Genomic DNA, 14,701 nt, shown 5'->3' with positions numbered 1-14,701 from the left:
TCTGATCTCCTTATCAGACGACATTAAGATTATTCGGTATATGGTAATTTTCCTCCCTGATCATGGATGGTTTCAAAAGTCCCTACTCGTAGTTGTTCTTGGGGTTTATTAAAGTGCTGAGTCCGTAATTTTTGTACGGCTTGCTGCTTGGCCTCGTAACTCATGCCGCTTTTCATGATGCTGTCCCGTTCAGCCAGATACTGATTGATCTTGTCTTTCCAGTCATTGCGTTGCTTATCTAGGGTTTCTAAACGTTGCGTCGCCTCAGGACCGACCAGATTCATACGCATCTGATGAATATCTTCAGCTGAACCGCCACGCGCTTTAATATCCGCGGTGAGTTTACGCAGGTCTTCCAGTTTATTGAGCTGTTCGAGATTTTCTTTCCAGTTTTCAGGTAACTGGTTGAAAAGATCTTTTAATTTTTGTGCTTTTTGTGCTTCGGTTAAGCTCTTGTCTGCCAGAACGGTCATGCGATTGAGCGTGTATTCATGATAGGTATCTTCAGTACCAAATAAGCCTTCAATTTCGTAGTCAGAGAAAAGCTGTTTACGCAGATTTTTCATATGGGCAAAAATGCTTTGATAATATTTAGGATCTTCCTTATCGATATTTGGGGGCTGCAACTCGCCCAGTTTTTCCCGGTAATTGATATAGCGGCTCCACAAATCAATAATTTGTCCTAAAGCGGGTTCTTTATAGTTTTGCTGGATATAGGCTTTGAAATCATGTTTGATTTGCTTGAGATCTTTTTCGCCATACTGGGTAATGAAATATTCAAAACAGTTGCGGGTCTGTTCATTCACAATCAAGCGATTGGCATTGTCCAGGCTTAACTGACAGTTCACTTCGGTGTCTTGCTGGCTAGGACTGATGAAAGCCCGGCTTTGGTCAGTGGGGGCAGACATTGATGAGGTTAAGGTAGGAGGTGGTGCATTAAGGTTTTGAACGGTATCAGTTCGTTCTGCGGTCGACTGGGACGGGGCGAGCCAAAATAACAGCACGCCTAGACATACCAAAATTACCACCAAAATAATCCATAATTTATGATGTTTATGCATTTCCTATGCAACCTTCTTTTTCTGTTTATTAAGGTTCTAAAATTGAACTCAATTTGCCATAAAAAACTGAATAAAACGTAGAAAAGTTGTAAAAAATGACAAGCGGTTGCTAACATAGCAGCCGTTTGAACTTGATTGATTTTCACTATGAAAAAGACTTCACCTAAAATTCAGCGCCGTCATATCAGCGGCGTATTTTTACTGAATAAGCCTCTAGGTATCAGTTCAAATGCAGCCTTGCAAAAAGTACGCTGGCTCTATCGGGCAGAAAAGGCCGGACATACCGGCGCGCTGGATCCACTGGCTTCAGGCTTACTGCCCATCTGTTTGGGGGAGGCCACCAAATTTTCCCATTATTTACTCGATTCGACCAAGCGTTACCAGACCACGATTCACTTGGGGCACAGCACCACCACCGGTGATGTTGAAGGTGAGGTACTGCTGGAACAGGCTGTGCCTGCATTGACGGAAGAGAAAATAAAGCAGGTTCTGGAAAAATTTGTTGGCGATATTCAGCAAGTGCCACCGATGTATTCAGCACTGAAAAAAGAAGGCCGTCCGCTGTATGAATTGGCGCGTAAAGGAATAGAAATTGAACGGGAAGCCCGTCCGATTCATATTTATGCCATCGAATTACTTTCTTTTACTGAAAATAGTATTACCCTTGATGTGACCTGTTCTAAAGGCACCTACATTCGTGTATTGGGCGAAGATATTGCCCAAGCCTTGGGTACATATGGTCATCTGACTTATTTGCACCGGATTAAAACCGGTCATTTTGACCTGATTCCTGAATATACGATCGAATATCTGGAGAGTCTGACTGAACAGCAGCGAGAGGCTTTGTTGCTGCCTGCCTATGCACCGGTCGATCATTTTCCTAAAGTTCAGGCACCTGAAGGGCGTGCAGAATATTTTAGCCGTGGCATGGAAAGCAATATTGAACATGCTGCGGAAGCGCAGGTGCTGGTGTTTGATGGTGAAAAATGTCTGGGTCTGGCTGAAATTACCGACCGTAAGCGCCTGGTTCCGAAACGTGTATTAAATCTCGAATAATTGTTGAAATAAATGTATGGAAATTGAAATTGTCTTAAGCCTTCTGTTTTTTGCATTTTTTGCCGGTGCGATTGATGCAGCAGTAGGAGGTGGCGGGTTGATTCAAATTCCGGCCATTATGAATGCCATGCCGCAACTGTCGCCAGCGACGGTGTTTGGCACCAACAAACTGTCATCGATTTGTGGTACTGCATCGGCGGCCTATTCATTTGTGCGTCAGGTCAAGCTGCGCTGGAAGCTGCTGGCGGTTATAGCCAGCTGTGCTTTTGTTAGCTCCTTTGCCGGGGCGGCCTGTGTCAGCATGATTCCCAAAGAAGTGCTGCGTCCTTTTGTGCTGGTGATGCTGATTGTGATTGCCATCTATACCTTTATGAAAAAGCAGTTTGGGCAAGTACATGTACGGCAGGAACTGACACCGAAAATCTTGCTGCTGGCTGCTGTAGGCAGCCTCGCGATCGGTTTTTATGACGGCATTTTTGGTCCGGGCACCGGCAGTTTCTTTATTTTCTTTTTTATCCGTTATCTTCAAGCGGACTTTTTGCATGCTTCGGCATTGTCCAAGGTGGCCAATTTAACCACCAACCTTGCTGCACTGAGCTTTTTCGCCCCTACGGGTCATGTCCTGTTTGGCTTGGGGCTGATGATGGCTGCTGCCAATGTAGTCGGTTCAATAGTCGGTGTGCGGGCTGCCTTGAAATACGGCAGTGGTTTTATCCGTATTCTGTTTTTAATTTTGGTCAGTATCTTGATTGTTCGTTTGGGATATCAGACCTTTTTTCCGTAAATCATTCCCGATATTAAAATTTTTTATACAAATTGCTTCATCTCGTCACCCACATGTGCGTCATTCGCTTTTAAGATCATGAGCAGAATGTCTTCAAAATAATGATAAGCAGTCTTTTGAGTGTGTAGCGGCTGTAGCAAATAAAAGGGTGGTGTAGATGAATATTTTCGAAGCTTTACGTGCAAGCCATGAAATTCAGAGAGAACTTTCTGAAAAATTAATCCAGACCTCGGGGAATAGTGAAGAACGTCGTGAGCTGTTTGAACTGCTTAAAAATGAACTGTTTGCTCATGCAGTTGCGGAGGATCGTTATTTATATATTCCTTTAATGATGACCGATTCTGGCCTGAGTATTACCCGTCATGCCCTGGCGGAACACCATGAAATTGATGAATTACTTGAGCAATTGACCGAAACCGATTTTAGCAATCATGGTTGGTTGTCGATAGCCAAGAAACTTTCTGAAAAGGTGCATCATCATTTAAAAGAGGAAGAGCATGGTTTTTTCCAGCAGGCGGGTAAAATTCTGGAAGACCAGCAAAAGATAAGCCTAGCCAAGAAATATTTGGCTGAATATAAAAAGTATAAAAAGGCAGATAAAGACAGTCTGACTTAAAGCGATATAAACAAAAAGACGGCGTGGAGCCGTCTTTTTTACCAGGTTTTCTGATTATGAGCTTTGAGGATTTGGTGTTTTACTGGCTCTAAATGTCACGCCAACCGATGCCAGCATCACACACAGCAGGGCAATCCACTGTAGCCATCCTATTTTTTCTCCAAGCAAAAGCAGTCCCGTGAGTGCAGCCAGAGCAGGAGAAAGGCTGGATAAGGTGCCATAACTCAGTTTGCTTAAATGCTTCAACGCTTGCAGATCAAGCGCATAAGGAATGGCAGTGGCCAGTATTGCGATTGCTAGGGCTTTGCCCCAGTACTGGGTTTCCACCAATGCAGCAGCATTGTTGTATAAGCCAATCGGTAACAGGCTGAGAGCAGACAAACTGATGGCAATGGTTAAGGCATGCATACCAATATTCTGCTGCACCACCTTTTGACCAAAATAAATATAAAAAGCCCAGCACAGCCCCGCCGCCAAGGCACATGCAGCACCGATCAGCGAAAATTGTTCGCTTCGAGCCTGTCCCCATGGCACCATCAGGGCAATGCCTAAAATGGCGAGTCCGACCCAAAGATAATCATTACGCCGCTGGATAGAAAGTAACGCCAGGCCCAAAGGTCCGATAAATTCCAAACCGACTGCAATGCCTTGCGGTAACTTTCCCAAGGACATATAGAACAGGATATTCATGAGTCCTAGTGCTGCGCTATAGCACAACAAGTCACGCCATTTTAAAAAGGACAGACGCTTTAAGATGTGCCACGAACGAAACATGATGCAGACAATGACGGAGGCAAAACACAACCTTAGAATCGTGACGGTGAGAGGATCGAGCACCATGAACAGCTGTTTTGCAAACGATGCACTGATTTGATAGGAAATCATGGACAGAACCATGAAGACTACGGCAAGAAGTTGAGAGTTTGGCATCGGGGTACACACTAGAGTGCATAGATTTTAAGTGCGGTGATTATAGCAATGCGAAGTGAAGGTTGTGGAATAATGTATATTCAAAATAACGTTAATCATGTGAATAATATAGTAAAATTGTACTTAATAATCAAAAAGATAATAATAGGCGGCTTTTTTATTATTTGAAAATTAATGGAAAAATAAGAATGAGACTAACAACAAAATTAAAGTATATGACTTTTGCTTGTATGCTTGGAGTGACATTGACTGGTTGTGGTTCGAATAGTGATTCCAGCCCTGAACCTGTAAAAGGCGAAGTGGCTGTTGAAAAATCAGTTTCTGTTTCTGCTTTTATTCAGTCTGCGCAGGGTACTGCTTTGAGCGATGTAGAAATTAGCATTGCTGGGCAAACATTTAAAACAGATGCTGATGGTTTGGCTGCATTTAAAGTCAATCTTCCACAATCGACCGATTCAGTTGTTGTCCGATTAAGTCGTGCAGGATTTATTAATCAGTCTGTATTGATTAACGTTAAGGATTTGGCGTATTTCACAGCGAATTTACTGAGTATTAAACAAAGTGTTGCTGTATCAAATATTGAAGATGCACAAGTTATAGAGTCAGATTATAGCCATGCCAAAATCACCATTCCGGCAAATGCGTTTGTGCTGCCGAATGGTCAAGCTGCTACCGGGCCGGTAACAGTTGAATTTAGCCCGTGGGATATTCAGTCAGCTGATTTAAATGCCATGCCAGCCAATGGTGATGCGATTGATGCACAAGGCAATAGAACTAACTTAATTAGCGCAGGGATGATTACTGCAATATTTAAAAATGCTGCTGGTGAACATTTGCAGTTGGCTAAAGGCAAAACCGCTGATATTCAAATGGATCTTCCATTAACCAGTATTAATAATCAGCCCTTGGTTGTAGGGTCAAAAATTCCAATGTGGCATTTTGATGAAGCAAAAGGCTTATGGGTGGAAGAAGGTGAAGGCCAAGTGATTGCATCACTCACTTCCAGTACGGGTCTAGCTGTTCATGCAACGGTCTCACATTTTTCTACCTGGAATTGGGACTTTAAATTTGATAATGGTGGCAAAGTATTTGTGCAATGTAAGTCAGCTGCTGCTACGGTTCCATGTCATGTCACAGCTCAAGTGAAATTGGATGATGGTTCATCATTTACCAAAGTAAATTCCATTCCGGCAGAGGGTTCAACAGTAATCAATATGCCATCAGCAGGTTCAATTATTTGGACAGCAAAAGATGAGTCAGGCACGTTGATTGGTGAAAAGACCTCTGGCACAACGGGCAATGTCATTATTGATTTAGGCACACCAACTACAGATAACTTCGTCAAATGTGTAACAGCAGAGAAAAAAGCTGTGGCATGTTCTGGTCATTTCAATGGTATAGCCTTTACTGTACCGGCTGAAGGTGGTCGAATTATTTCTGGACTGAAGAATGCCACCAATTTGACCTGGACTGCAGCAAGTGCAAGTTATGAACAAGGTGCGGCTGTGTATCAGGCAACGGGTTCTGTGACTTCAGCTTTAAAAGGTCCTGTTACCATTACCTTGAGTAAGACCACAAAACTGTTTGATCAGTATAAAGTCAGCCTGCGCTGTAATTCATCCGAAGTGGTGCCGTCATATTGCATGGTGTATTTAAGGGGGAATTATTATATTACAGGAAGTAATACAGAGCAGCCTAATTTTTATAAGCAATATCGCTTGCCGTTAAATCAGCAGATTAGTGTTTATTTGCCAATACCTCCACAATCACAAGTAGACTGGGCATGGGTAGGTGCGGATGGTGTGCTTGAAAAGAATAATTTGCAAAAGCCAATTTCTTGGAGTTCTGAAACTATTTACGACAATAATCAAATTCAATTTGATTTTGATCAGATTCAGTGGTGCGATGCCACAATGAATAATGTTGAATTAGATCCGAATAATCCTCCGAAGGAAAGCATCCCGCCGTGCTGGGTGCCGACTTAATGCGATTCATCTAAGAATCTAAGCATTCAAAAACCGTGCAACTGCACGGTTTTTTATCCCTTGATTTTATTTTCAGTTCTGTTCTTGGCTTTTTGCGTAGTATAAGTACAACCCATCGAGGCAGTAATAATAGTGACTAATGCTAGCCACTGATTCCACATCAGTTGTTCACCTAAAAAGATAAAACCGGACAATGCTGCAATTGCCGGTTCTACGCTCATTAAAGTACCGAAACTCAGCGCCGTTAAATTGCGTAGGGCAATCATTTCCAGAGTAAAAGGCAGGGCACTGGCCAGTACTGCCAAGGCAATAAAATAAATGAGGTTCGAAGGTTCAAAAACGCTGGCTGACATACCGGAAAACAGGGCAATCGGCATTAAACACAACATGCCGATGAACATACCCAAGCACACGGTATGATTACCTGAAATACCCGGAGGTTTTTGTCCGGCTACGATATACAACGCCCAGCAGGCGCCTGCACCGAATGCAAAAGCAATCCCGATCAAATCGAGACTTTGGGAAACCTGATTGAAGGGAAATAATAAAATGAGACCAAGAATGGCCAGTCCGACCCAGATAAAATCAAATTTTTGCCGCGCATAATACAGCGCAACACTGAGCGGTCCAATGAATTCAAAAGAAACGGCAATACCCAGCGGCAGGCGATTAATCGACAGGTAAAACATGGCATTCATACCGGCAAGTGCAATACCGTAGCTGATAATGGCTTTCCATTTCACCTGTTTAAAATTGATCTGCCAGATTTTAAAAATAAGTGCCAAGATTGCAGCACCAATGAGCATGCGCATGGCTGCAACGCTCAGGACGGGAAACTGACCGAACAGGATTTTGGCAAGCGAGCCACTGCTCTGCACGCTGATCATTGCAATCAGCAATAACAATAGTGCCTGAACATGGGGTGTATTTTTAAAATTCAACATTGACTAAATTTGGTTCGATTTCTCGAATAGCGGGAGATCAGCAATAAAAGCTGTAAAAAATTTACAGCCTTTGTTTATATTCAAAAATATTGAATAAATTTCACGACGGAGTCTTTTCATTGAGACGGGTAATCCTTCTTGAAAGAGTTTATTACTTTTGTTTCGGTATGAGTAGCAAAGCTACGCAAGAACAAAACCACCTTGCGAACATTTGAAACATGTTTCAAATATTCTCATCGCAAAACTCGTCAAATGTTTCCATCTAATTTTGTTCATCGCAGAAACATAAATTACTGAAATGTCGGTCTGCCTCAAACAGTTGCGAATGGTTTTGTCACGAAATTCACTTCCATTCAGAATATTAAATTTTGGGCTTAAAAAACAAAAAACCACAGCATGAATGCTGTGGTTTTTTAAATAAAATTGAATTAGAACAATACGCGAACGCGGATTGTACCTTCAACTTCGTGAAGCGTATCGAGTGCTTCTTTAGACGCAGTTGCATCAACGTCCATCACCAGGTAACCGACATCACCTTTAGTCATTAAAGACTGACCAGAGATGTTGATGCCGTGTTCAGCAAACAGGTTGTTGATTTTAGACAGCACGCCTGGAATGTTTTTGTGAATGTGCAGTAAACGGTGTTTACCTTCAGTCAATGGCAACGCGATTTCAGGGAAGTTCACAGCAGACAAGGTCATGCCTTTATCTGAATAAGCAACGAATTTCTCTGCAACTTCAAGACCGATGTTGGCTTGCGCTTCCATGGTTGAACCGCCCACGTGAGGGGTAAGAATCACGTTGTCCAGGCCACGAAGTGGAGAAACGAATTCTTCACCGTTGGCTTTAGGCTCTTTAGGGAATACGTCAACTGCAGCACCTGCAATGTGACCAGACTTGATGGCATCCGCAAGGTCTTCAATGATTACACATGTACCACGTGCAGCATTGATGAAGATTGACCCTTCTTTCATTTGAGCAAACTGTTCTTTGCCCATGAAGTTACGCGTAGATGGAACGTCTGGAACGTGTAGAGATACCACGTCAGCATTTGCAAGCAACTCGCCCATCGTACCGACCTGGCGTGCGTTACCCATAGGAAGTTTGGTTACTGCATCATAATAAATGACATTCATACCCATGCTTTCAGCAAGCACTGAAAGTTGAGAACCGATTGAGCCGTAACCGACAATACCTAAAGTTTTACCACGAGTTTCATACGAACCTACTGCAGACTTGTTCCAGCCACCACGGTGAGTAGAAGCAGATTTAGCAGGTACGCCACGAAGCAATAAAATAGCTTCAGCAAGTACCAGTTCAGCTACTGAACGGGTATTTGAATATGGTGCGTTAAATACTGGAATACCGCGACGCATTGCTGCATCCAGGTTCACCTGGTTGGTACCGATACAAAAACAGCCAACAGCGATCAGCTTGTTGGCTGCTTCGAATACTTCTTCAGTCAGTTGAGTACGTGAACGAATACCAATGAAGTGGGCATCTTTTACCGCTTCTTTCAACGCTTCACCCTCAAGCGCAGTTTTACGGTAATCGATGTTGGTGTATCCAGCAGCATTTAAAGTGTCGATTGCGTTTTGATGAACGCCTTCTAACAACAAGAAACGAATTTTATCTTTAGGCAGTGAAAGATGTTGGCTCATTACGGCTCCGCTACAAAGGCCAAATTTAGTCGCGATATGATAACATACGAGAAGGGTCTATATACATTTCCTTTATGACGGAGACTATAGGTATTTTTGCCATACATATGCCAGGAACTACAGATTTTGGTCTAACTAAAGCTGTAATTTTTAAGCCTAGATTGTCAAAATGCTTATTTTCACCAGGTTTCAGTAAAAAATGTCTTATAATGTCGAGTAGTGAAATCGATCACAGTTATATTGTTGATTTTATGCTCACACCCAGTCTAAGACATGATTTTTTTGTAAATCTCTTTGCAAAGAATGCTCTATAGACCGTCCACCACTTGTATATTTCTTGCTAGGTCTGCAAACGATGAATGCTCCAGTCGCTTTAACACCTGAGTTATTAACCCAATTGACAGCCATTGTGGGTGAAAACCGCATTAAAACTGATGCTGCTAGTCTCGATGCCTGGGGCAAAGACTACACCAAGCATTTCGATCCAAACCCATCAGTCATTGTTTTTCCATCAAGTACGGAACAGGTGCAGGCGATTGTTAAATTTGCCAATGAACACAACATTGCCATCACACCGTCGGGCGGCCGTACCGGTTTATCGGCCGGTGCAGTAGCAGCCAACGGTGAAATTGTGGTTAGCATGGACAAGATGAACCAGATTCTGGAATTCTTCCCGGCAGACCGTATGGTGCGTGTACAAGCGGGTGTGGTGACTGAACAGTTACAAAACTATGCCGAAGAACAGGGCATGTATTATCCGGTGGATTTCGCGTCTTCAGGTTCATCACAAATTGGCGGTAACATCGGCACCAATGCCGGTGGTATTAAAGTGATCAAATACGGCATGACCCGTAACTGGGTGCTGGGTCTGACCGTTGTAACCGGTAAGGGCGACATCCTGCGCCTGAACAAGGGCATGATCAAGAACGCGACCGGTTATGCATTACAACATTTGTTCATTGGTGGTGAAGGTACGCTTGGTCTGGTGACTGAAGCTGAAATCAAGCTGGAGCGTCAACCGCAAGACCTGCAAGTGATGGTACTGGGTGTACCTGACTTTGAAGCCGTGATGCCTGTACTTCACGCATTCCAGGCAAAAATTGATTTAACTGCATTTGAGTTCTTTGGTGAACTTGCGATGCAAAAAGTGCTGGATCATGGTCATGTACAACGTCCGTTTGAAACGGAATGTCCATTCTATGTACTGCTTGAATTTGAAGCGCCGTTTGAGCCAATCATGGACAAGGCGATGGAAATTTTTGAGCATTGCATGGAACAGGGTTGGGTGCTAGATGGTGTCATGAGCCAAAGCCTGGAACAGGTACACAGCTTATGGCGTTTGCGTGAAGATATTTCTGAATCAATCGCACCGTTTACACCATACAAAAATGACATTTCCGTACTTATTACGCATGTTCCTGCATTTATTAAAGAAATTGATGCGATTGTTGCGGATAATTACCCTGACTTTGAAATCTGCTGGTTCGGTCATATTGGTGACGGTAACTTGCACTTGAACATCTTAAAACCAGAGAACCTGTCTAAAGATGAATTCTTTGCCAAATGTCAGGTGGTGAACAAATATGTATTCGATACTGTGAAAAAATATGACGGTTCGATTTCTGCAGAACACGGTGTTGGTATGACTAAAAAACCTTACCTCAACTACACCCGTTCTGAAGAAGAAATTGGCTACATGAAAGCCTTGAAACAGGTATTCGATCCAAACGGCATTATGAACCCGGGTAAACTGTTCGATCTTTAATATTTAACCTGTAAGTTCTATGCGCCGATGACTACATAACTGTTATCGAGTATGAAAAAAAGGCATGGCATCATAGATGTGATGTCTTTTTTTTATGGGGGAGATTTCCCAATGTTACGTTTACTTTCTACCTCTATACTTTGTTTGGGCTTAATCACGACGGGTTGTGCAACGACTAAAAAATTGGCCTCTAAAGTGAATATTGGTTCGTCTGATACGCCTTTGCAACAAGTGTTAAAAGAACGACCTGATTTGCGTAAGGGTTCGGCAACGGTGGAGATTCGTCAGTTTTTTAACAGTGTAGAGTCCCCAACTGCTGCGCAGGTAAAAGTCACGGAAACGGGTTTAATGGATGACTCGGTTCGTTCAATGCGTACGGTATATAGTTTTAAACTGGTAGATGGGGACTGGAAGAAGGTGGATACAGAGAAGTCGTATCAATGTTTGCGTGGGAAAAATACCAAGGTTTTTCAGAAAGCGAAATGCCCTTAATAAATCTTTGATTTATGGTTGAAAAGTAAGTTGTAATGCTGCATAAAAAGCGTATCGTTTGATGCGCTTTTTTGCGTTTGAGGATATAAGAACAATGAATATTTTAATTGTCGGCAATGGCTTTGATTTGTCGCATTATTTGCCGACAAAGTATGATCATTTTATGGATGTGATGAGGGCAATTGAAGATAAAAATACAGGTGGTTTGCCTAGAAATTTGTCTGAAAGAAAAATAGAAGAGTGGTTAGAAGAATTAGACAAACTTTTTCAAAAACGTAATGAAGTGGAACAACCATCTCATCATATGAATTTTGATGAGTTATTTTTAAAAACACGAGACCCTAATTTTATAAGTAAAACAAAGGAATATTATTTAACAGATAGTATCCTCCTTTCTGCACAAGATGTTATTAAAATTCAATATAGATTGTCTCTTAATTGTTGGTATCAATATTTTAAAGATCATGTACAAGAAATAAAAACATGGATTGATTTTGAACAAAAAATAGAAGATGTCTTAGTTGTAGTCGCACGTTGTATAGTTGATCTAGAATCAATGGATCATCGAGAAAAAATAGTAAATTATTTGAATAATAGAGGGCAAGATAATTTAAAAATAAAGACAAATGATTTAGATATTCTAAATTTCTTTAAGTTTACAACTAAAAATGATGGAGTAATGATTCCTTTTAATTTAAATAAGGATTTTTGTCACGGAAAGAATGTTAAAAATGGCTTTAGTTCTGCTGATTTTATGAGTTTTCTTTACACAGAGTTAGAGAAATTTATTGAAATCTTTAACGTATATTTGGAAATTATTGTTGGTCAACTCTTCCAAATAAAAAAGATAGAGATTGATGCTGAGTGGTCTTATCCTGATAAAATCTTCTCATTTAACTATACCAATACCTACCAAAGACTTCATGATGCTGTTGATGTGGAATACTTACATGGTAGTTGTGGTGAAGATCAAAATATTGTTCTGGGTGTTTCTGATTTAGAGAGTGAATCCTTAAAAAAAATAAAAGCGTATGGATTTACTAAATATCAGCAAAAGCTTTTTAAAGATACTGATTATTTATTTCTAGATGGATATAAAAGTGAGATTCTAGAAAGTAAAAATATGATAGAGGAGTTAAAAAGGAAAACATTGATGCCTGTACAATCAGCTTATATCCGCGCTACTCAAAGTCAATTGGAAAATAAAATAAACTCTCAGAAATTGAATCTTAACTTTTATATTTGGGGACATTCACTAGATGTTTCAGATAAAGACTATATTATCGATCTGTTTAGTTTAAATGATGACATAGATCGAAATGTACGCGTAACGGCTTATTATTTTAATAAGCCAGCGAAATTTGCATTATTAAATAATTTATTGGCAATTTTAGGAAAAGATAAAGTTGAGCAATGGATGAAAAATAAATGGCTGGTGTTTAAATCAAATCCAGAAATTAAATTTAATGAAATGATTTCGGAAAAAACAGCTTAAAGACAAGAAAAATGGTCTCTGCTAAAATACACCTACTCAACCAAGTAGGTGTATTTGTTTGAGATCAGTTATTCTCACGAATTTTTTATTTAAACACCTGGTGAATACGGTGTTTTAAGTCACTTATAAGCAAGTGCATTTCCCAAACTCTAATTTAAACACTCAATGCTTGGCATTGGGCTGACGCTTCTCTCCCTAAAAATAGTGTGTAGCCCCACAAGCTTAAAATATATGTAGAAAAACAATGCAAAACGTTCAAACCGCCACCTTAAACCGTGCCACGCTGATGTTTCCATTGGCATTGGTCCTGTTTGAATTTTCCGTCTATATTGGCAATGACTTGGTGCAGCCTGCCATGCTCGCCATTACCAAAGACTTTGGCGTGAGCAGTTCATGGGCGCCATCTTCCATGTCGTTTTACCTGCTGGGTGGGGCATGTGTAGCATGGTTGCTCGGCCCATTGTCCGACCGACTAGGACGAAAAAAAGTATTACTTGCCGGCGTGCTGTTCTTTGTACTGTGTTGCTTGCTGATTTTACTCACCCACACTATTGAAAGTTTTTTGGCGCTACGTTTCTTGCAAGGTATTGGTTTAACCGTTATTTCCGCAGTCGGCTATGCTGCAATTCAGGAAACTTTTGAAGAACGTGATGCCATTAAAGTCATGGCGCTGATGGCGAATATTTCATTGCTTGCACCCTTACTCGGCCCTGTGGTGGGTGCCTTCCTGATTGATCATGTGTCCTGGCATTGGGGCTTTATCGGCATCGCCTCATTAGCCTTTTTAAGCTGGTTTGGACTGAAAGCCAAAATGCCCGAGAACAAAGTCAGCATACCAAAACAGCCATTCAGCTACATTCTGGATGACTTTAAACAAGTCTATAAAAACAAACGTTTTCTGACGATGACCTTGGCTTTGCCGATGGTCAGTATGCCGTTGATGCTCTGGATTGCACTGTCACCGGTCATGCTGGTGGAAGAACTGGGTTTTAGCAGCATGCAATACGGCTTGGCACAGTTTCCGGTATTGGGTGGATTGATTGTTGGAAATGTGGTGCTGATTAAAATTATCGACAAACTGGCTTTGGGCAGATCTGTGCTGATGGGCTTGCCGATTATGCTGCTCGGCACCGTAATTTTACTGGTTGGAGTGATTTTGCCGGAGTATCTGATCTGGTGCCTCATTGCAGGTATGACGCTCATCAGCTTTGGTGAAGGGATCAGTTTTTCGGTGCTGTACCGTTTTGCGCTGATGTCATCGGAAGTATCCAAAGGTACAGTGGCAGCAGCCGTTTCGATGCTGTTGATGTTCAGCTTCTTTATCATTATTGAACTGGTTCGGGTGATGTATGAACACTACCACTATTTAGCCTATAGCGTGGCGTGTTTTGTTTTAATTGCACTGTGGTTCAGTTTTCCGCGAGCGATGCTTAAGCAGATTTTAAAGGAACGGGTGAAGCAGGGACAGTTTTAAGTGACTGATTTTTTTTCCTCTCTTTGTAGGAGATGAGGAATATATTCCGCAAGGGATGAGGGTGTATTTAGATTGTAAAATGACCTCTCCCTAACCCTCTCCTAGAAGGCATAGGTATCTACACAATTCCCGAGCTTTGCGTTAAATTGAAGAGCATGCTCTTCAATTTAACATCTCCGGTCTGGATCAGCGTCTGATTAAACGCTATAACAGCCTTGTAAAGCTCAATATGAATCCTCTTGCTTCACTTGCTCCCTCAATCAAAGACCTGGCTTCTGCCCAAAGGTCGAGTTTCGCAACCACACAGGCCGTTTGGCGATTCCTGAATAATGACAAGATTTCTTTTAGCCAGTTAAACCAGCCGATTGAACAGCTTGCATGTGAGCAGATCAACTCGTCACAGCATCGCTATGCATTGATCGTTCATGACTGGTCTCA

Annotated in this window: 12 protein-coding genes and 1 pseudogene; 9 read left to right on the top strand and 4 right to left on the bottom strand. The window is 41.7% G+C overall.

From position 1 onward, the window contains the following. Nucleotides 1–29 precede the first annotated feature (29 nt). Complete coding sequence (locus H4I94_RS08075) at nucleotides 30–1,061, bottom strand: lipase secretion chaperone (protein ID WP_261182729.1); 1,032 nt, start codon at nucleotides 1,059–1,061, stop codon at nucleotides 30–32. A gap of 147 nt (nucleotides 1,062–1,208) precedes the next feature. Between H4I94_RS08075 and truB the strand changes: the two genes are divergently transcribed. The 3 genes from truB to H4I94_RS08060 all read left to right on the top strand — a co-directional run bounded on the left by truB (nucleotide 1,209) and on the right by H4I94_RS08060 (nucleotide 3,517). After that, complete coding sequence (gene truB / locus H4I94_RS08070; protein WP_261182728.1) at nucleotides 1,209–2,117, top strand: tRNA pseudouridine(55) synthase TruB; 909 nt, start codon at nucleotides 1,209–1,211, stop codon at nucleotides 2,115–2,117. A gap of 16 nt (nucleotides 2,118–2,133) precedes the next feature. Continuing rightward, complete coding sequence (locus tag H4I94_RS08065) at nucleotides 2,134–2,901, top strand: sulfite exporter TauE/SafE family protein (protein WP_131273077.1); 768 nt, start codon at nucleotides 2,134–2,136, stop codon at nucleotides 2,899–2,901. Nucleotides 2,902–3,058: 157 nt separating this feature from the next. After that, entirely contained in the window at nucleotides 3,059–3,517 is a 459-nt protein-coding gene (locus H4I94_RS08060) for a hemerythrin domain-containing protein (RefSeq protein ID WP_261182726.1), read from the top strand. Nucleotides 3,518–3,571: 54 nt separating this feature from the next. Here H4I94_RS08060 and H4I94_RS08055 read toward each other — a convergent pair whose 3' ends face one another. Further along, nucleotides 3,572–4,447, bottom strand: coding sequence for an EamA family transporter (locus tag H4I94_RS08055; RefSeq protein ID WP_261182725.1), 876 nt, complete (start codon nucleotides 4,445–4,447; stop codon nucleotides 3,572–3,574). Between the two features lie 230 nt (nucleotides 4,448–4,677). On the opposite strand from H4I94_RS08055, the gene H4I94_RS08050 reads away from it, so the two are divergent. After that, a complete protein-coding gene (locus H4I94_RS08050; protein ID WP_261182724.1) occupies nucleotides 4,678–6,432 on the top strand; it encodes an FAM171 family protein in 1,755 nt (584 codons plus the stop codon). A 53-nt stretch (nucleotides 6,433–6,485) separates the two neighbouring features. Here H4I94_RS08050 and H4I94_RS08045 read toward each other — a convergent pair whose 3' ends face one another. Then, nucleotides 6,486–7,376, bottom strand: coding sequence for an EamA family transporter (locus tag H4I94_RS08045; protein WP_261182722.1), 891 nt, complete (start codon nucleotides 7,374–7,376; stop codon nucleotides 6,486–6,488). 428 nt (nucleotides 7,377–7,804) lie between these two features. Continuing rightward, nucleotides 7,805–9,037, bottom strand: a complete 1,233-nt coding sequence (gene serA / locus H4I94_RS08040) for a phosphoglycerate dehydrogenase (protein ID WP_092820160.1) — start codon at nucleotides 9,035–9,037, stop codon at nucleotides 7,805–7,807. A gap of 355 nt (nucleotides 9,038–9,392) precedes the next feature. Here serA and H4I94_RS08035 point away from each other — a divergent pair, with 355 nt between their 5' ends. From H4I94_RS08035 to H4I94_RS08015, 5 genes and pseudogenes are all read left to right on the top strand, one after another. Then, nucleotides 9,393–10,802, top strand: coding sequence for an FAD-binding oxidoreductase (locus tag H4I94_RS08035; protein WP_092820158.1), 1,410 nt, complete (start codon nucleotides 9,393–9,395; stop codon nucleotides 10,800–10,802). Between the two features lie 111 nt (nucleotides 10,803–10,913). Beyond that, nucleotides 10,914–11,294, top strand: coding sequence for a hypothetical protein (locus H4I94_RS08030; protein WP_261182721.1), 381 nt, complete (start codon nucleotides 10,914–10,916; stop codon nucleotides 11,292–11,294). Between the two features lie 94 nt (nucleotides 11,295–11,388). Then, nucleotides 11,389–12,789 carry a bacteriophage abortive infection AbiH family protein gene (locus tag H4I94_RS08025; protein WP_261182720.1) on the top strand — a complete coding sequence of 467 codons (1,401 nt, stop codon included), beginning with the start codon at nucleotides 11,389–11,391 and terminating at the stop codon, nucleotides 12,787–12,789. 244 nt (nucleotides 12,790–13,033) lie between these two features. Then, complete coding sequence (locus tag H4I94_RS08020; RefSeq protein ID WP_261182719.1) at nucleotides 13,034–14,263, top strand: MFS transporter; 1,230 nt, start codon at nucleotides 13,034–13,036, stop codon at nucleotides 14,261–14,263. Between the two features lie 229 nt (nucleotides 14,264–14,492). Continuing rightward, nucleotides 14,493–14,701, top strand: a pseudogene (locus tag H4I94_RS08015) (transposase); the annotation flags it as partial.

It is taken from the genome of Acinetobacter sp. T_3_1 (assembly GCF_025377055.1).
GTDB classification, from domain to species: Bacteria; Pseudomonadota; Gammaproteobacteria; order Pseudomonadales; family Moraxellaceae; genus Acinetobacter; species Acinetobacter kookii.
This window is presented reverse-complemented; position numbering and strand designations above follow the sequence as displayed.